This is a genomic window from Sphaerotilus sp. (genome assembly GCF_013299175.1).
Taxonomy (GTDB): domain Bacteria; phylum Pseudomonadota; class Gammaproteobacteria; order Burkholderiales; family Burkholderiaceae_C; genus Sphaerotilus.
Genome location: NZ_JAAFKF010000030.1, coordinates 1 through 16758 on the forward strand (window position 1 = coordinate 1; position 16758 = coordinate 16758).

Annotated in this window: 20 protein-coding genes; 1 reads left to right on the forward strand and 19 read right to left on the reverse strand. The window is 67.8% G+C overall.

Translation table 11 applies throughout. The annotated features are described in order from the left end of the window. From QZW52_RS07300 to QZW52_RS07335, 8 genes are all read right to left on the reverse strand, one after another. Positions 1-331: FAD-binding oxidoreductase (locus tag QZW52_RS07300; RefSeq protein WP_293996820.1), on the reverse strand; the 331-nt coding region annotated here is incomplete at its 3' end. 22 nt (positions 332-353) lie between these two features. Beyond that, entirely contained in the window at positions 354-866 is a 513-nt protein-coding gene (gene paaD / locus QZW52_RS07305; RefSeq protein WP_434738289.1) for a 1,2-phenylacetyl-CoA epoxidase subunit PaaD, read from the reverse strand. Further along, positions 860-1648, reverse strand: a complete 789-nt coding sequence (gene paaC / locus QZW52_RS07310; RefSeq protein WP_293996824.1) for a 1,2-phenylacetyl-CoA epoxidase subunit PaaC — start codon at positions 1646-1648, stop codon at positions 860-862. Before paaC ends, paaD begins: the two co-directional genes overlap by 7 nt. Positions 1649-1664: 16 nt before the next feature. Further along, positions 1665-1979, reverse strand: a complete 315-nt coding sequence (gene paaB, locus QZW52_RS07315; protein ID WP_293996826.1) for a 1,2-phenylacetyl-CoA epoxidase subunit PaaB — start codon at positions 1977-1979, stop codon at positions 1665-1667. Next, a complete protein-coding gene (gene paaA, locus QZW52_RS07320; RefSeq protein ID WP_293996827.1) occupies positions 1976-2989 on the reverse strand; it encodes a 1,2-phenylacetyl-CoA epoxidase subunit PaaA in 1014 nt (337 codons plus the stop codon). Before paaA ends, paaB begins: the two co-directional genes overlap by 4 nt. A gap of 30 nt (positions 2990-3019) precedes the next feature. Continuing rightward, positions 3020-4333: a phenylacetate--CoA ligase PaaK gene (gene paaK / locus QZW52_RS07325; protein WP_293996828.1), complete on the reverse strand. Its 1314-nt coding sequence runs from the start codon at positions 4331-4333 to the stop codon at positions 3020-3022. Positions 4334-4359: 26 nt separating this feature from the next. After that, positions 4360-4797 carry a hydroxyphenylacetyl-CoA thioesterase PaaI gene (gene paaI / locus QZW52_RS07330; protein ID WP_293996829.1) on the reverse strand — a complete coding sequence of 146 codons (438 nt, stop codon included), beginning with the start codon at positions 4795-4797 and terminating at the stop codon, positions 4360-4362. 10 nt (positions 4798-4807) lie between these two features. Further along, positions 4808-5611 (reverse strand): enoyl-CoA hydratase-related protein, encoded by an 804-nt coding sequence (locus QZW52_RS07335; RefSeq protein ID WP_293996831.1) that lies wholly within the window; start codon positions 5609-5611, stop codon positions 4808-4810. Between the two features lie 97 nt (positions 5612-5708). Between QZW52_RS07335 and QZW52_RS07340 the strand changes: the two genes are divergently transcribed. After that, on the forward strand, positions 5709-6311 hold the full coding sequence (locus QZW52_RS07340) for a phenylacetic acid degradation protein PaaY (RefSeq protein ID WP_293996833.1): 603 nt from the start codon (positions 5709-5711) through the stop codon (positions 6309-6311). Between the two features lie 26 nt (positions 6312-6337). Here QZW52_RS07340 and QZW52_RS07345 read toward each other — a convergent pair whose 3' ends face one another. The 11 genes from QZW52_RS07345 to QZW52_RS07395 form a co-directional block, all read right to left on the reverse strand. Further along, the gene (locus tag QZW52_RS07345) at positions 6338-6994 is read right to left on the reverse strand and encodes a YitT family protein (protein ID WP_293996835.1); all 657 of its coding nucleotides are present in this window, start codon (positions 6992-6994) and stop codon (positions 6338-6340) included. Further along, positions 6991-8364: a sigma-54-dependent transcriptional regulator gene (locus tag QZW52_RS07350; RefSeq protein ID WP_293996837.1), complete on the reverse strand. Its 1374-nt coding sequence runs from the start codon at positions 8362-8364 to the stop codon at positions 6991-6993. Before QZW52_RS07350 ends, QZW52_RS07345 begins: the two co-directional genes overlap by 4 nt. Continuing rightward, complete coding sequence (locus QZW52_RS07355) at positions 8361-10220, reverse strand: ATP-binding protein (protein WP_293996839.1); 1860 nt, start codon at positions 10218-10220, stop codon at positions 8361-8363. Before QZW52_RS07355 ends, QZW52_RS07350 begins: the two co-directional genes overlap by 4 nt. Before the next feature lie 70 nt (positions 10221-10290). Further along, positions 10291-11025, reverse strand: coding sequence for an amino acid ABC transporter ATP-binding protein (locus tag QZW52_RS07360; protein WP_293996841.1), 735 nt, complete (start codon positions 11023-11025; stop codon positions 10291-10293). Between the two features lie 11 nt (positions 11026-11036). Further along, positions 11037-11717: an amino acid ABC transporter permease gene (locus QZW52_RS07365; RefSeq protein WP_293996843.1), complete on the reverse strand. Its 681-nt coding sequence runs from the start codon at positions 11715-11717 to the stop codon at positions 11037-11039. A 5-nt stretch (positions 11718-11722) separates the two neighbouring features. Beyond that, positions 11723-12466 carry an amino acid ABC transporter permease gene (locus QZW52_RS07370; RefSeq protein ID WP_293996845.1) on the reverse strand — a complete coding sequence of 248 codons (744 nt, stop codon included), beginning with the start codon at positions 12464-12466 and terminating at the stop codon, positions 11723-11725. 66 nt (positions 12467-12532) lie between these two features. After that, positions 12533-13420 (reverse strand): amino acid ABC transporter substrate-binding protein, encoded by an 888-nt coding sequence (locus QZW52_RS07375; protein WP_293996847.1) that lies wholly within the window; start codon positions 13418-13420, stop codon positions 12533-12535. A 46-nt stretch (positions 13421-13466) separates the two neighbouring features. Further along, entirely contained in the window at positions 13467-14411 is a 945-nt protein-coding gene (locus QZW52_RS07380; protein WP_293996849.1) for a transporter substrate-binding domain-containing protein, read from the reverse strand. Positions 14412-14562: 151 nt separating this feature from the next. Next, a complete protein-coding gene (locus QZW52_RS07385) occupies positions 14563-15132 on the reverse strand; it encodes a TMEM165/GDT1 family protein (protein WP_293996851.1) in 570 nt (189 codons plus the stop codon). A gap of 50 nt (positions 15133-15182) precedes the next feature. Beyond that, on the reverse strand, positions 15183-15524 hold the full coding sequence (locus QZW52_RS07390) for a YegP family protein (protein ID WP_293996853.1): 342 nt from the start codon (positions 15522-15524) through the stop codon (positions 15183-15185). 109 nt (positions 15525-15633) lie between these two features. Then, positions 15634-16656, reverse strand: coding sequence for a MerR family transcriptional regulator (locus QZW52_RS07395; RefSeq protein ID WP_293996855.1), 1023 nt, complete (start codon positions 16654-16656; stop codon positions 15634-15636). Positions 16657-16758: the final 102 nt, after the last annotated feature.

The window sequence follows — 16758 nt, forward strand, 5'->3', positions numbered from 1 at the left end:
CGTCGGACAGCGCCAGCGTGAAATGCCCCTGCGGCGGGAACACCTGCAGCGTGTCGCCGGGCTGCAGCCGCTCGTTCGCCCAGGTCGAGAACACGCCGCCCGGCACCTTGCGCACCCCCACGCGCAGCAGGCCGTCGTCCAGCCCCGCGCAGATCGAATACGAGCGGCGCAGGTCCACACCGTCGATGTCGCCACGCAGCGTCAGGTACTGGCCGGGTTGGAAACGGAAGGTCTCGCGCAGGTCGTCCGGCACGTCAAAGGAAACCAGCACGGCCTCCTCGGTGTCGGGTTGCACGGCGCGCACGCGCAGCGGATGGAAATGCAGGCTCATGGCGATCTCGTGTCGTGCCGGTTCAGATCGGCTTGAAATGTTCGAATGGCTCGCGGCAGCTCAGACAGCGCCACAGCGCCTTGCACGCGGTCGAGCCGAAGGCGGACAGGCGCTCGGTCTGCGCACTGCCGCAGCGCGGGCAGGCGATCGACGCGACCGGCGCGGCGCGGCGCACCAGCCGGATCGGCACCGAGGCACCGGCTTCGACAGGTCCAGGCGGGGCGATGCCGTATTCACGCAGCTTGCGGCGGCCGTCGGCGCTGATCCAGTCGGTGGTCCAGGCCGGGGCGCGTTGCAGCGATATGCGCACCGGGCCAAGACCAGCGGCGACCAGCGCGGCCGTGGCGTCCTGCTCGATCTGCTCGGTGGCGGGGCAGCCGGAGTACGTCGGCGTCAGCACCACCTCCAGCGCACCATCGTCACCCCGCCGCACGTCGCGCACGATGCCGAGGTCGCACAGCGAGATCGCTGGCACCTCCGGATCGGGCACCTCGTGCAGCACGGCCCAGGCGCGCTCGATGTCGGTGTTCACCACACGCCTCCGGGGAAGGTGCGCTGCAGGGTCTGCAAGTCGGCGAGCAGGAAGCCCATGTGCTCGCTGTGAACCCCGCGCTTGCCGGTACTCAGGAAGGCGGACGGCTTGGGCAGCGTCAACCCGGCTTCGGTCATCAGCGGGTGCATCGCCACCTGCCAGTCGTCGCGCAGGTCAGACCAACGCGGCCCGAGGCCCGACGCAGCCGCGGCCTCGTCGATCGCGTCGGTGTCGAACAGCTCCGCGCTGTACCGCCACAGCGTGTCCACGGCGGTGGCCATGCGGCGGGTGGATTCCTCGGTGCCATCGCCCAGGCGCACGACCCAATCGCCCGCGTGCTGCTCGTGGTAGCGCGCTTCCTTGACCGCCTTGCCCGCGATGGCGGCCAGCTCGGCGTCGCTCGAATCCGCCAGCCGCGTCCACATCAACCGCAGGAAGGTTGCCACCATCGCGTTGCGCAGCACCGTGAAGGCGAAGTCGCCGCGGGGCAGCTCGACCAGCGTCGGGTTCAGGTAATCCCGCTCGTCGCGCAGGAACGCGAGCTGGTCCTCGTCGAACAGCGGCGCACCGGCCGCGGCGCCGACCTGCCCGGCGCGGGTCAGCAGTGCCCGCGACTGGCCGATCAGGTCGAGCGCCATGTTGGTCAGCGCGATGTCCTCTTCGAGGATCGGCGCATGGCCGGACCACTCGCCCAGGCGCTGGGCGTGGATCAGGCAGAGGTCGCCCAGGCGCAGCAGGTACTGCACCGCCGGGTCGCGGCTTGGCTGGATGGAAGGTGTGCTCATCTCGTGCAGCCCTTGCTCACATGTGGTCCACGGACTCGGGCAGCACGTAGAAGGTCGGGTGCCGGTACACCTTGTCCTCCATCGGGTCGAAGTACATGTCCTTGTCGCCGGGGTCGCTGGCGGTGATCTGGTCCGAGGGCACGACCCAGACGCTGCAGCCTTCCTGCCGGCGGGTGTAGACCTCGCGGGCGAGCTGGATCGCCATCTTCGCGTCCGGGGCGTGCAGGCTACCGCAGTGCTTGTGGTCCAGGCCCGCCTTGCTGCGGACAAAGACTTCCCACAAGGGCCATTCGTTCTGGGTGCTGTTCTGCGTGCTGTTCGGGGTGCTCATGCGGATGCCTTCATCGGTTCGGTTTGCTTGCGGGCATGGGCGAGTGCGGCCTCGCGGACCCAGGCGCCGTCTTCCCACGCCTTGACGCGCATGCCCAGCCGTTCCCGGTTGCACGGCCCGTCGCCCGCGATCACGCGCCAGAACTCGCTCCAGTCGATCGTCCCGAAGTCGTGGCAACCGCGCTCGGCGTTCCACTTCAGGTCCGAGTCCGGCAGCGTCACGCCCAGCAACTCGGCCTGCGGCACGGTCGCGTCGATGAACTTCTGGCGCAGATCGTCATTCGAGAACCGCTTGATGCCCCAGCGCATCGACTGCGCCGAGTTCGGCGACTGGTCATCCGGCGGCCCGAACATCATGATCGACGGCCACCACCAGCGGTTCACCGCGTCCTGCACCATCGCCTTCTGCGCGTCGGTGCCCTGCTGCATCATCGTCAGCAGGCTGTCGTAGCCCTGCCGCTGGTGAAAACTCTCCTCGCGGCAGATCCGCACCATCGCCCGCGCATACGGCGCGTAGCTGCAGCGGCAGATCGGCACCTGGTTCATGATCGCCGCGCCGTCCACCAGCCAGCCGACCACGCCGATGTCCGCCCAGGTCAGCGTCGGGTAGTTGAAGATCGAGCTGTACTTGGCCTTGCCCGAGTGCAGCGCGTCGAACAACTGGTCGCGGCTCGTGCCCAGCGTCTCGGCGGCGGCGTAGAGGTACAGCCCGTGACCGCCCTCGTCCTGCACCTTGGCCATCAGGATCGCCTTGCGCTTCAGGGTCGGCGCACGGGTGATCCAGTTGCCTTCGGGGAGCATGCCGACGATCTCGCTGTGCGCGTGCTGGCTGATCTGGCGCACGAGCGTCTTGCGGTAGTGCTCGGGCATCCAGTCCTTGGCCTCGATGAAGGCGCCGTCGTCGATGCGGGCGTCGAAGCGCGCTTCGAGCTGCTGCTCCTCGACCGAACGCACCGCCTTCAGCGCCGTGCCGGCCTCGCGGGCCATCGTGTCCATTGCTTGGGTGTACATGGGAAATCCTTTCAGCGCACTCGGCGCCGTTCAGCGTTTGCGCTGGTCGATGACGCGGCGGGCCTTGCCGACCAGCGTGCGCTCGATCGAATCGGTGGGCAGCACCTCGACCCGCGTCGAGATCCCCACCAGCGTCTTGATCCTGTGGCCCACCCAATCGGTGACCGCCTGGTGTTCGGCAGCAGACAGCACCACGCCGGGCTGCAGCTCGCAGCGCACGCCCACCTGATCCAGCGCGCCCTCGCGGCTGACAAGGATCTGGTACTGCCCCGAGAGCTGCGGATGCGCCAGCACGATCTCCTCGATCTGCGTCGGGAAGACGTTGACGCCGCGGATGATCAGCATGTCGTCGCTGCGGCCGACGATCTTGCCGATGCGGCGGAACGCGCGCGACGTGGGCGGCAGCAGGCGGGTCAGGTCGCGGGTGCGGTAGCGGATGACCGGCAGGGCTTCCTTGGTCAGCGTGGTGAACACGAGTTCGCCCTCCGAGCCGTCGGGCAGCACCTCGCCCGTCTCCGGGTCGATGATCTCGGGATGGAAATGGTCCTCCCAGATCACCGGCCCGTCCTTGGACTCGATGCACTCGCTCGCCACGCCCGGTCCCATCACCTCGGACAGCCCGTAGATGTCCACCGCGTCGATGCCGGCCTTGCCCTCGATCTCGCGGCGCATGGCTTCGGTCCACGGCTCCGCGCCGAAGATCCCGACCTTGATCGACATCTCGCGCGGGTCCATCCCCTGGCGCATGAACTCCTCGACGATCACCTGCATGTAGCTTGGCGTGACCATGATGATGTCGGGGCGGAAATCGGTGATGAGCTGCACCTGCTTCTCGGTCTGGCCGCCGGACATCGGGATCACGGTGCAGCCGAGCCGCTCGGCGCCGTAGTGCGCGCCGAGGCCGCCGGTGAACAGGCCGTAGCCGTAGGCCACATGCACGGTGTCACCCGCCCGGCCACCCGCCGCCCGGATCGACCGCGCCACCAGATCGGCCCAGCGGTCGATGTCGCCCTTCGTGTAGCCGACAACGGTGGGTTTGCCCGTCGTGCCCGATGACGCATGGATACGCGCCACCTGTGTCCGCGGCACGGCGAAGAGGCCGAACGGGTAGTTGTCGCGCAGATCCTTCTTGGTGGTGAAGGGAAACTTGGCGAGGTCGGCCAGCGTCTTCAGGTCGCTCGGATGCACGCCTTTTGCGTCGAACGCGGCGCGGTAGTGCGGCACGTTGTCGTAGGCGTGCTGCAGCGTCCAGCGCAGGCGGTCGAGCTGCAGCGCGGTCACTTCGTCGCGGCTGGCGGTTTCGATGGGTTCCAGCTCACCGGGAGCGGGTTGGCGAACGGGCATGGGGATGTCTCCTTGTTCTCAGGCTCTCAGGCGGTCGGCGGCACGGTCGGCCGGCCCTTCATGCGGTACGAACGGCCGCGGAACACCGCGATCCGCTCGCCGCGCTGGTTGGTCACGGCCACGTCGTACACACCCGTGCGCCCGGCCAGCGAAACCTCCTCGGCCACGGCGGTGAGCACGTCGCCCTCGCGCCCCGGCGCCACGAAGTCCACCGACAGCCCCGAGGCCACGGTCAGTTCGTTGTAGGAGTTGCAGGCGTAGGCGAAAGCCGAATCCGCCAGCGTCGTGATCAACCCGCCGTGGCAGATGGCGAAGCCGTTGAGCATGTCGGGGCGCACGGTCATCGTCATCGTGGCGCGGCCGGGGGCGATGTGCGTGACGCGGATGCCGAGCGACTGGCAGGCCCGGTCGTTGGCCATCATCCCGGTGGCGACGAAATCGGCGGTGTCTTGGGGCGTCGTCATGGCAGTGTCTTCAACGGTCGGTGAAGCTCGGGGCGCGTTTCGCCATGAACGCGGCCACGCCTTCCTGGTAGTCGTGTGCAGCGCCGAAATGGCGTTGCAGCGTGCATTCGGCGTCGAGCGCCTGAGGCAGGTCCATCCCTTGCGCGGCGTCCATCGCCTGCCGCGTGGCGACCAGCGCGGCGGTCGGCATCGCGGCGAGTTTCTGCGCCAGCGCCTGCGCGTCGGCCTGCAGCGCGGCATCGTCCACGCAGCGCCAGATCAGCCCGATCCGCTCGGCTTCCGCCGCCGGCAGCTTGTCGCCCAGCAGCGCCAGCCCGAGCGCCTGCGCCCGCCCGACCAGCCTTGGCAGCAACCACGTCCCCGCCGTATCCGGCACCAGACCGATCTTGGTGAACGCCTGGATGAAGCTCGCCGAGCGCCCCGCCAGCACGAGGTCGCACGCCAGTGCCAGATTCGCCCCCGCCCCCGCCGCCACGCCGTTGACTGCCGCGACCACGGGCACCGGCATCGACCGCAGCCGCAACACCAGCGGGCGGTAATAGTGTTCGATGACGTGGCCCAGATCCTTCGGTGGCGCCCCCGGTGTCAAGTCCGGCGCGACCACCGGGTCCGACAGATCCTGCCCCGAGCAGAACGCCCGCCCCGCCCCCGTCAACACCACGCAGCGCACGCTGGTGTCCGCCGCCGCATCGTCCAGCGCGGTGAACAGCGCCCGGTGCAGCCCGGTGGTGAAGCTGTTGAGCGCCGCAGGACGGTTGAGCGTCAGCGTGAGCACCGCGCCTTCGCGGACCTGTAGCAACAATGGTTCAGACACGGGTAACTCCTGGAAATGCTGGATTGCCTTGATTGATCGACCGTTCGGTAGAGAATAAATTGAATCCCTACGCTCTGCAACTCAGGAAATCCCCACCATGCCCTGCTACAGCCTCGAAGGCGTCACGCCCGTCGTCCACCCCAGCGCCTACGTCCACCCCACCGCCGTGCTGATCGGCGACGTGATCGTCGGCCCCGACTGTTACATCGGCCCGTGCGCGAGCCTGCGCGGGGATTTCGGGCGCATCGTGCTGCACCGGGGCGTGAACGTGCAGGACACCTGCGTCATCCACGGCTTCCCGAACCAGGACACCCTCGTCGAGGAGAACGGCCACATCGGGCACGGCGCGGTGCTGCACAGTTGCACGGTGCGGCGGGACGCGCTGGTCGGCATGAACGCCGTGGTGATGGACGAGGCGGAGGTGGGCGAGGCGGCGATCGTGGCGGCCTGCGCGTTCGTGCCGGCGGGCAAGAAGGTGGCGCCACGCACGCTGGTGGTTGGCTCGCCGGCCCGCAAGCTGCGGGATCTGACGGACGAGGAGGTGGCGTGGAAGCTCGAAGGCACGCGCACCTACCAGGAACTGGCGCGGCGCTGCATGGCGTCGATGGTGGAGGTGGCGCCGCTGACCGAGATCGATGCGGATCGGCCACGGCTGCAGGGGTCGGTGGTGCAGTCGCTGATCGCCACGAAGCGGGGCTGATCTGTCCCGCGGTCGATCACGCCGGTTCACCGCGCCACGTAGCGCCCCGGCCGGTGGTTCATCGCCAGCACCAGATTCAGCGTCAACGCCCCCAGCACCGACAGCCCCACCTGCACCAGCGGCACGATGAACAACGACGCCAGCACGATGCCGCAGTCGATCGTCATCTGCACCTTGCCTGCGCGCCAGCCCTTGCGCTCCTGCAGCAGCATGGCCACCACGCCAATCCCGCCGATGCTCGCCCGGTGGCGGAACAGGATCAGCATCCCCGTGCCGATCAGCAGCCCCCCGGCCATGGCGGCGAACAGCGGGTGCAGCGTCCCGAACGTCAGTACCCGCGGCAACAGCTCCACCTCGGTCGCCATCAGCGCCACGGCGGTGAAGGTTTTCAGCGTGAACGCGTGGCCCATGTGCCGCCACGCCAGCCAGTAGAACGGCAGGTTGATGAGGAACAGCGCCAGCCCGAAGTTGACGTGGCTGGCGTAGTGGACCAGGAAGGCGATGCCGGTGGTGCCGCCCGCCACCATCGACGCCTGCCGGAACATCGCCACACCGAGCGTGACCAGCACCGTGCCGCTGAGCAGCGCGATGGCGTCTTCCAGCACGGAGTGGCCGGCGATGACGTGGCCCGCCTTGTCCAAGGGAGCCGAGGAATTCGAGCGGTTCGGGCGGTCCGTGCTCATTCGCCTTGCAGCCGGTACTTGCGGATCTTGTCGTTCAGCGTCGTCTTGGGCACCCGCAGCTCCTTGGCGGTGCGCGCGATGTTGCCCTCCTGGCGCCGCAGCTCGGCGGCGATCAGACTGCGCTCGAAGCTGTCCACCGAGTCCGCCAGCGACAGCCCTTCCTCGGCCTCGCTGCCCGGCTCGGGCGCCGGCCCCGGCCCGAGGATGTCCTTGCGCACGCCCAGCACGATGCAGTCGGCCGCGTTGCGCAGCTCCCGCACGTTGCCGGGCCAGTGGTGGGCCATCAGGCGGTGCATCTGCTCGGTGGTGACTTGCGGCGGCGGGCGGTTGAAGCGACTGGTGGCTTGCAGCATGAAGTGCTCCAGCAGGACCGGGATGTCCTCGCGGCGTTCGCGCAGCGGTGGCAACTCGATGGTGACGACGTTGAGCCGGTAGTACAGGTCGGCGCGGAACCCGCCTTGCTGCGACCGCGGCAGCAGATCGTCCTTGGTCGCGGCCACCACGCGCACATCCACCGGCAGCGGCTGGTTCGACCCCAGGCGCTCGATCTCGCGCTCCTGCAGTACCCGCAGCAGCTTGATCTGCATCGCCGTGGGCATGGTCTCCAGCTCGTCGAGGAACAGGGTGCCGCCGTTGGCGTATTCGATCTTGCCGATGCGCTTCTTCTGCGCGCCGGTGAAGGCGCCGACCTCGTGGCCGAACAGCTCGCTGTCGAGCAGCGTGTCGGGCACACCACCGCAGTTCAGCGCCACGTAGCTGCCCTCGCGCCGGCCGGAGTAGTCGTGCAGCGCGCGGGCCACCACCTCCTTGCCGGTGCCGGTCTCGCCCTGGATCAGCACGTCCACGGGGCTGTCCGCCACCTCCATCACCAGCCGGCGCACGCGCTGGATCTGCGGCGAGCGGCCGATGAGCTTGCCCTCGATGCCGTCGCGCCGGGCCAGCACGCGGCGCAGCGTGGCGACTTCGAGCGTGAGGCTGCGCTTTTCCATCGCGCGGCGCACGATCTCGACCAGGATTTCCGGCGAAAACGGCTTGGGAATGAAGTCGTAGGCGCCGCTGCGCATGGCCTCCACCGCCAGCGTCACGTCGCCGTGGCCGGTGATCATGATGACGGGCAGGTCCGGGTCCAGCGCGTGGCAGTGGCGCACCAGCGAGAGGCCGTCCGCCTTGGGCAGGCGCATGTCGGTGACCACGATGCCGGCGTAGCCCGGGGTGATGCGCGGGATCGCGTCCTCGGCGGAATCGACTGCTTCGACGGACAGACCGGCGAGCTGCAGCGCCTGGACGCAGCCGAGCTGCATGTGGAAATCGTCCTCGACGATGAGGACAGTGAGGGGCGCGGGTGCGCGGGAGGATGTCAGGGCGGTCATGGCGTGGTGGTGGCTTCGGGGTCAGGCGCTGCCGGCAGGCGCACAGTGAAACAGGCCCCACCCTCGGGCCGATTCTCCGCTTCCAGGTCGCCGTGGAACTCGCGCACGATGTCGCGCGAGATCGCCAGCCCCAGGCCGAGGCCGACGCCGGCTTCCTTGGTGGTGAAAAACGGTTCGAACAGGCGCTGGCGCACCTCGTCGGGGACGCCGGGGCCGCTGTCGGTGACATCGATGCGCAGCGGCGGATCGCAGGCCGCGTCCGATGCCGCGTCCAGCGTCAGCACCTTGACCTCGGTGCCTTGCATCGCGTCCATCGCGTTGCCGATCAGGTTGATGAGCACCTGCTCCAGCCGGTTCGGGTCGCACCAGGCGATGACGCGGCCGGGTTCGCAGCGGTTGTGGACGGTGACACCCTCCTTGCGCAGACGCTGGTCGTAGAGGAACAGCGCGTTGCTGACTGCGTGCGCCACGTCGGTCGGCGCCGGCTGGGCCAGCGACTTGCGGGCGAAGCCCTTGAGCGGCTGGATGATGTGGCCCATCTGGTCGGCCAGCCGGGTGACGAACTGCAGGTTGCCCTGCACCGCCTTCATGTCCCCCCGGCGCATGAACTCCAGCGCATTGCCCGAGAGCGTGCGGATGGCGCCGAGCGGTTGCGTCAGTTCATGCGTGATACCGGTGGCGAGCTGGCCGAGCACGGCCATCTTGGCTGCGTGGACCAGCTCGTCCTGGGCGGCGCGCAGGGTCTGCTCGGCCTGCTCGCGCTCGGCGATCTCGCGGCGCAGGCGGGTGTTGGAGTCGGTCAGCGCGCGGGTGCGGCGGGCGACCTTGTGTTCGAGTTCGGTGTTGGCGCGCTCCAGCATCTGGCGGGCCTCCACTTTCTGGCGGGCGATGCGCCGCCGCTGCCCGAGGAACAGCGCCAGCAGCAGCACGAATCCCGCCGCCACCGCCGACAGCAGGCTGTGGAGCACGGCCTGGTTGCGCACATTGCGCAGGTCCGAAAAGATCAGCAGCCGCCAGTCCATGCCGTCGAGCGTGCGGCCCAGCACCAGCGTGCTGCTGCGCACCGGGCGGGCGGCGTCGGTCTCGGGCGGCAGTCCACCGGGCAACACGCCTTCGAGCACCTGGCTGTCCTCGTCGATCGAGAGTTTCACGGGCAGTGGAAAGCGCGGAATCGGCTGGTTGTCGTAGAGCCGGGTGATCTGCAGATCGACCTTGCGCTCCAGCGACAGCTCGGTCAGCGCCGTGTAACGCCACTCGGGCCGCGACGACAGGATGACCACCTGGTTCGTGTCGGCCAGCAGCGCCGGCACCCCCAGCATGCCCCAGACCTCCTCGATCGGGTCGAGGCTGATCTTGATCGTGGCGACACCGAGGACACGGGCACCATCGCGGATCGGGTGTGACACGAAGTAGCCCGGCTGGTGGCTCTTGGTGCCGATGGCGAAATGGCGGCCCACCTGCCCGGACAGGGCTTCCAGAAAATACGGCCGGAACGACAGATCTTCCCCGAACTGGCTGTCGTCCCCGAGGTCGCTGTTGCTGGAGGCGACCACCACGCCACGCTCGTCCAGCACGAACACCGCCAGACTGCCCAGGTGGGCGTTCAGGCGGCGCAGGTAGTCATTGACACGGCTGACGCGCAGGGCATGGCTTGGCTCGCGCAGCAGGGCCTGCACGTCCTGGTTGAGCTGGATAGTGGCCGGAACGTGCTCCAGGCGCTTGACCATGCCCTCGACGGCGGAGGCGAACAGGTCGAGGCGGTGGTTCGATTCCTCGCGCAGTGCGGCCGTGCCGTGGCGCTCGCTGAGGCGAAAGCCGCTCCAGCCCGCCAGCCCGACGGCCAGCGCCGCCAGCACGAGGCCGATCAGCTTGCGCAGCGGCGGCCAGACCGGGCGGCGCGGCCCGAAGATCCGGGACGGTTCCGTGTCAGTGCCCCAGGATCTTCGACAGGAATTCCTTGGCGCGTGGCGAGCGGGCGTCCGGGTCGCCGAAGAAGGCGTCTTTCTTGCAGTCCTCGATGATCTTGCCCTGGTCCATGAAGATGACGCGGTGGCTGACCTTCTTGGCAAAACCCATCTCGTGGGTGACGACCATCATCGTCATGCCTTCGAGCGCCAGCTTGACCATCACGTCGAGCACCTCGCCCACCATTTCCGGGTCGAGCGCCGAGGTCGGCTCGTCGAACAGCATCACGATCGGGTCCATCGACAGTGCGCGCGCAATGGCCACGCGCTGCTGCTGGCCGCCGGAGAGCTGGCCGGGGAACTTGTCCTTGTGCGCCATCAGGCCGACGCGGTCGAGCATCTTCAGGCCGCGCTGCTTCGCTTCGTCCGTGCTGCGGCCAAGCACCTTGATCTGCGCCAGCGTCAGGTTCTCGGTCACCGAGAGGTGCGGAAAGAGTTCGAAGTGCTGGAACACCATGCCGACGCGGCTGCGCAGCTTGGGCAGGTCGGTCTTGGGATCAGCGATGGAGATGCCGTCCACGACGATGTCGCCCTTCTGGAACGGCTCCAGCGCGTTGACCGTCTTGATGAGCGTGGACTTGCCCGAACCGGACGGGCCGCAGACGACGACGACTTCGCCCTTCTTGATCGTGGTGCTGCAGTCGGTGAGCACCTGGAAGCTGCCGTACCACTTGGAGATGTTCTGGATGTCGATCACAACAATGTTCCTCAGCGAATGATGGCGATCTTCTTCTGCAGACGCTTGACCAGCATCGACAGCGAGAAGCAGACCGCGAAGTACACGGCGGTCGCGACCAGATAGGTTTCCACCGGGCGGTTGAAGTTCTTGCCGGCGATCTCGAAGCCCTTGAGCAGGTCGTAGGCGCCGATCGCATACACCAGCGAGGTGTCCTGGAACAGGATGATGGTCTGTGTCATCAGCACCGGCAGCATGTTGCGGAACGCCTGCGGCAGCACGATGAGCTGCATGGTCTGGCGGTAGTCCATGCCGACCGCGTAGCCGGCGTGGACCTGCCCGCGTGGAATGGACTGGATGCCGGCCCGCATGATCTCGGCGTAATACGCGGCCTCGAACAGCGTGAAGGTGATCACGGCCGAGGTTTCCGCACCCAGCGGCCGGCCGATGAGCAGCGGGATCAGCAGGAAGAACCACAGGATCACCATCACCAGCGGGATGCTGCGCATCACGTTGACGTAGGCCGCGGCGGGCACTTCCATCCACTTCTTGCCCGAGAGCCGCATCAGCGCCAGCAAGGTGCCCAGCACGATGCCGCCGACCATGGCCACCAGCGTGAGCTGCACCGAGAACCACAGGCCCTTGCTGACGTAGCTCGCCAGCACATCGACCGTGAGGAAGGAAAAATCGAGTTGGAGTCCGGAGGTGGCCATGGGATTCACTTGCCCCCGCCGACGGTGCCGGGAATGCGGACACGGTGTTCGATGACCCGCGCTACCTGGTAGACGAGGATCGAGGTGAGGAAGTACAGGCCCGTGACCGCGAGGTAGACCTCGATGCCGCGCGAGGTCTCTTCCTGCGCCTGTCGGGCGAACATGGTGAGTTCGGCCACCGAGACCGAAAACGCCACCGACGAGTTCTTGACGATGCCCATGCTCTCGCTGGTCAGCGGCGGCACGACGATGCGGAAGGCCATCGGCAGCAGCACGTAGCGGTAGGTCTGCGGCAGCGTCAGGCCCATCGCGAGGCCGGCGTACCGCTGACCCTTGGGCAAACTCTGGATGCCGGCCTTGATCTGCTCGGACACCCGCGCCGAGGTGAAGAAGCCCAGCGCCAGCACCACCAGCAGGAAGCTCGGCACCTGCTTGAGTGGCGGCACCAGCTCCGGGATCACGAAGTACCACAGGAAGACCTGGACCAGCACCGGGATGTTGCGGAACAGCTCCGTCCAGGCGTCGCCGATGAAGACGAGCGCCTTGCTGGGCGTGGTGCGCAGGAGGCCCATGAGCACCCCGAACCCCAGCGCCACGACCAGCGCCAGCGCCGACACCGACGCCGTCCAGCCCCAGGCGGACAGCAGCCAGTCGAGGTAGGTGATGTCGCCACCCTCGCCGAAGCAGCGCGGAACGATCTCGCCATCGACCGTGTTCTTGCAGAAGACCTGCCAGTCCCAGTTCGCCAAGGGGTTCTCCTAGTGGGGGTGTCCGTGCGCCAGACGCATCCGCATCACGGCTGCATCACGGTTGCATCACTTCTTGGCGTAGTCCTCGGCCGGCTTGTCGTTGGGGTTCGCCCAGGCCGCCTTGGTGTTGTCGTTGGCGGGCATGCCGACCTTCGAGTTGGTCGGCGGGATCGGCTGCATGAACCACTTGTCCCACGCCTTGGCCATGTCACCCGACTTCATCATCGCCTTCAGGCTGTTGTCCACGGCGGTCTTGAAGGCCGCATCGTCCTTGGGCAGCATGATCGCGATCGGCTCGGTCGAGAGCACTTCGCCGACGACCTTGAAGTCCGCCGGGTTCTTCGACTTGGCGATGTTGCCGGCCAGGATGGCCCCGTCCATCACGAACGCATCGGCACGGCCGGATTCGAGCAGCAGGAAGCTGTCGGCGTGGTCCTTGCCGAAGAGTTCCTTGAAATCGACGCCGGTGGCCTTCTCGTGCTTGCGCAGCAATTGGACCGAGGTGGTGCCGGTGGTGGTGGCGACGTTCTTGCCGTTGAGCTGACCGATCGCGGTGATGCCCGAGCTGGCCTTGACGGCGATGCGGACTTCCTCGACGAAGGTGGTGACGGCGAACGCCACCTGCTTCTGGCGGGCGGCGTTGTTGGTGGTCGAGCCGCACTCGATGTCCACGGTGCCGTTTTCCATCAGCGGGATGCGGTTCTGCGACGTGACCGGCTGGTACTTGATGGCGAGCTTGGTGCCCAGCGACTTCGACAGGTCGGCGATGACGTGCTCGCAGAGTTCGACGTGGTAGCCGACGAACTTGCCGTCGCCCAGCGTGTACGACAGCGCGCCCGACGACTCGCGCACGCCCATCGTGATGGAGCCGCTGTCCTTGATCTTCTTGAGGGTGTCGGCTTGTGCGGTGCCCAGGGCCAGCAAGGTGGCGATGACCAGCAGTGACTTCTTCATGGAGAGTTCCTTCGGTGTGGGTACAGAGACAGGTGAGACAGGTCGATCAGCCCTGCAGCCGATCATTGGGGTATTTGTACAGCTCCAGCAAGGCGGGCGAGGGCGGCCAGTTCAGGTTGAGTCCCTTGGGAGGGATCGCGCCCTGGAACCAGCGGCTGTAGATCTTCAGCGCCTCGCCCGAGCGCATCAGCTCGGTCAGACCACGGTCGATCACCGCCTTGAAGGCTGGGTCGCCGCGCCGCATCATGCAGGCATAGGCCTCGGTGGACATCGGGGTTCCCACCACCACCCAGTCGTCCGGGCGCACCGCCTTGGCCCGCTCGCCGTAGAGCAGCGCGTCGTCCATCATGAACGCTTCGGCGCGCCCCGACTCCAGCGCCTGGAAGGCATCGCCGTGGTCCCGCGCTGGCAGCGTCGTGGTGCGCAGGCCGTTGCGCTCGGTGTAGGTGCGCAGGAGCCGTTCGGAGGTGGTGCCCGCCGTGACCACCACCGTCTTGCCGGCCAGATCCGCAAAGTCCCGGATGTCCGAACCACGCCGCGTCATCAGCCGCGTCTCGGCGAGAAAGAAGGTGGTGGAAAAGCCGACCTGCCGCGCCCGCTCGGCGTTGTGGGTGGTGGAGCCGCACTCCAGATCGACCGTGCCGTTGCGCACCAGCGGGATGCGGTTCTGCGCCGTCACCGGGATGAGCTTGATGGTGAGCGCGGGCAGCTTCAGCTCGGCCTTGACCGTGTCGAGCAGCCGCAGCATCAGCTCGTGCGAGTAGCCCACCACCTGCTTGCGCTGGTCGTAGTAGGAAAACGGCACCGACGATTCACGGTGACCGAGGTTGATGGTGCCGGTCTCGGCGATCTTGCGCAGGGTGTCGGCTTCCTGGGACGACGCCGCCGTCCCAACCCCGGACAACGCACCCGCCAGCACGCCCAGCCACACCAGTCGCCGGGTCGCGGTGCGCGGGCAATGGGCAGTGGGCAGGGTGGCGCGAGACTTCATGCACGGAACGGTTGCATGGAGCGTGCCAAGTCCGCTCAAGTTCCACGCCGCCCGGAGCCGCCACCTGCGGTGGTGCTGCGCGGACTGGCAGCGTGAGCGGCATTCCGTCAGCAGGCACGGATGCAGATCGGATTTCCGATCCAGGGGCAGGTCAGAACAACCGTCCCACGTTGAACAGCGTCAGCACCCCCAGCACCGCGAAGATCCCCGCCGCGATGGCATGGACGAGCTGCATCGGGATGGCCCGCGCTGCCCGGTCGCCCAGCAGCACCGCAGGCACGTTGGCCAGCATCATCCCGACGGTGGTGCCGGCAACGACCTGGAACAGCTCGGTGTAGCGCGCGGCCAGCGCCACGGTGGCGATCTGCGTCTTGTCGCCCATCTCGGCCAGGAAGAAGGCGATCACCGTGGTGCCGAAAACGCCGAACCGCTGCGTGCCGCCCTCGGCGCCGTCGATCTCGTCCGGGACCAGCATCCACGCGGCCATGGCCAGGAAGGACACGCCGATCACCCAGCGCAGCAGGTCCGGCCCGAGAAAGCGCGCCACCGCCCCGCCGACCATCCCGGCCAGCGCGTGGTTGAGCACGGTCGCCACGAAGATGCCGAGGATGATCGGCACGGGCCGGCGAAAGCGCGCGGCCAGCAGCAGCGCGAGCAGTTGGGTCTTGTCGCCGATTTCGCCAAGGGCGACGATGCCGGTGGAGATGAGAAAGGGTTCCATCCGGGGATTGTAGGAACCCGACCTGTCGCCCGGATGTCAGACACGGGATGTCAGGCGTCGGCCGTGAGATCCTTGAGCGCAGCGTCGGCGCCGTTGCGGGTCACGGACTGGATGCCGTTCTCCATCGCGGCGGCAGAGGAGTACATCTCGCTCTGGCCGATGATCTGGCCGTTGCCCGCGGTCAGCACGAAGTACGGCTCACCCGCCTTGGAGGTGCGGCGGTCGAAGCGCGCGTCGAGCTGGCTGTTGGTGCGCACCGATTCGATCCCGTTCAGCGCCGACGCCTTGCTGGCGTAGGACTGGCTGGTGAGGATGGTCTGGTGGTTGCCCGCCTTGAGATTGAAGCGGAACTGGTCCTGGCCTGCAGCCTTGAGTTCGAATGTACCTGGCATGGGAATGACTCCTTCGTTGATTTTTGGACTGTGACTGTGCGGGGCCGAGAGCGGCGCGGCTGAAGAATAGACGAGGAATTCGGCGCCGCGGTTCGGAGGAACCCGAGTTTCAGCCAGCCTCAAGCTTGGCGACACGTCCATCCCCACCCACCAGCGACCAGCCCTCCTCGACCGCCAGCCGCCGCAGCGCCTGCTCGAACCCGCCGCGGGCATGGCGCGCCGCAGCACCCAGGTCGTCGTGCAGTGACCGATCGGCCGGGGAGTCGGCGGCGCACTGGCCGCTGTAGTCCTCGAAATCGCCCAGCAACTGGATCAGCTCGGCCAGGTGGCGCGGGCACTCGCACAGCACCCGGCTGGTCGAGCGCGCCGCCAGCGCCAGCGCGTCGGGCGACAGGCGCGGTGCATCCGGGGTGGCCGAGGTCGCTGCGGTGTACGAAGTCGCCACCCCCAGCACCGTGCGCAGCAGCAGTCCCATCTCGGCCCGCCCCATCGGTCCGCGCCAGACAGTGATGCCTTGCCGGCGCAGGCGCTGCACCACCAGGTCCGAGCCGAAGCCGTAGACCACCAGCGTCTGCCGCGCCGACACCCGGCTGCGCAGCGCGAGCAGGCGATCCGCGTGGTGGGTGTTGAGCGTGTCCAGCTCGACCGCGAGCACGTCGAGCACCGGGTCGGTCGCAGTCGCCATCTCGGCCTGGGTCAGCGCGGACCAGGTCTGCAGCCGCGGTGTGCCGGCCACCCGGCTCGCCTGCTCCACCACCGCGGCGGGCAAGGTGCGCCCCACCGCCCAGACAACGAGATCACACGCCGGGGTGGCCTGGGTGGGTGCGGCGGTGGTCGAGACCACGGCAGGCAGCGTCGGCGCATCCATCAACAGCCGCTGCAAGACAGCGTCGTCCAGCGCGGCCAGGGTGCCGATGGCGTGACCGCGGTCGATCAGCGCCCGGATCAGACCGAGCCGGCGCACATGGGCCGACGAGTACAGCCGGTGTCCGCTCGGGGATTGCGGGGGGGCCACGACCCGGTAGCGCCGCTCCCACACCCGCAGGGTCGCCACGGCGATGCCCGTCATGCGGGCCACGGCGGCGCTGCGGAAACGGGGGCTGAACTCGTCATCGGTGGGAGTGGGTGGCATGGCGGGCTTTCTGTCTGTCTCTGTAATGCCGCCATTTTGCCGCCGATTAACGTTTGCAAAACCAATGCAATGGCTTTGACCCGTCACAAAAAGAGGACATGA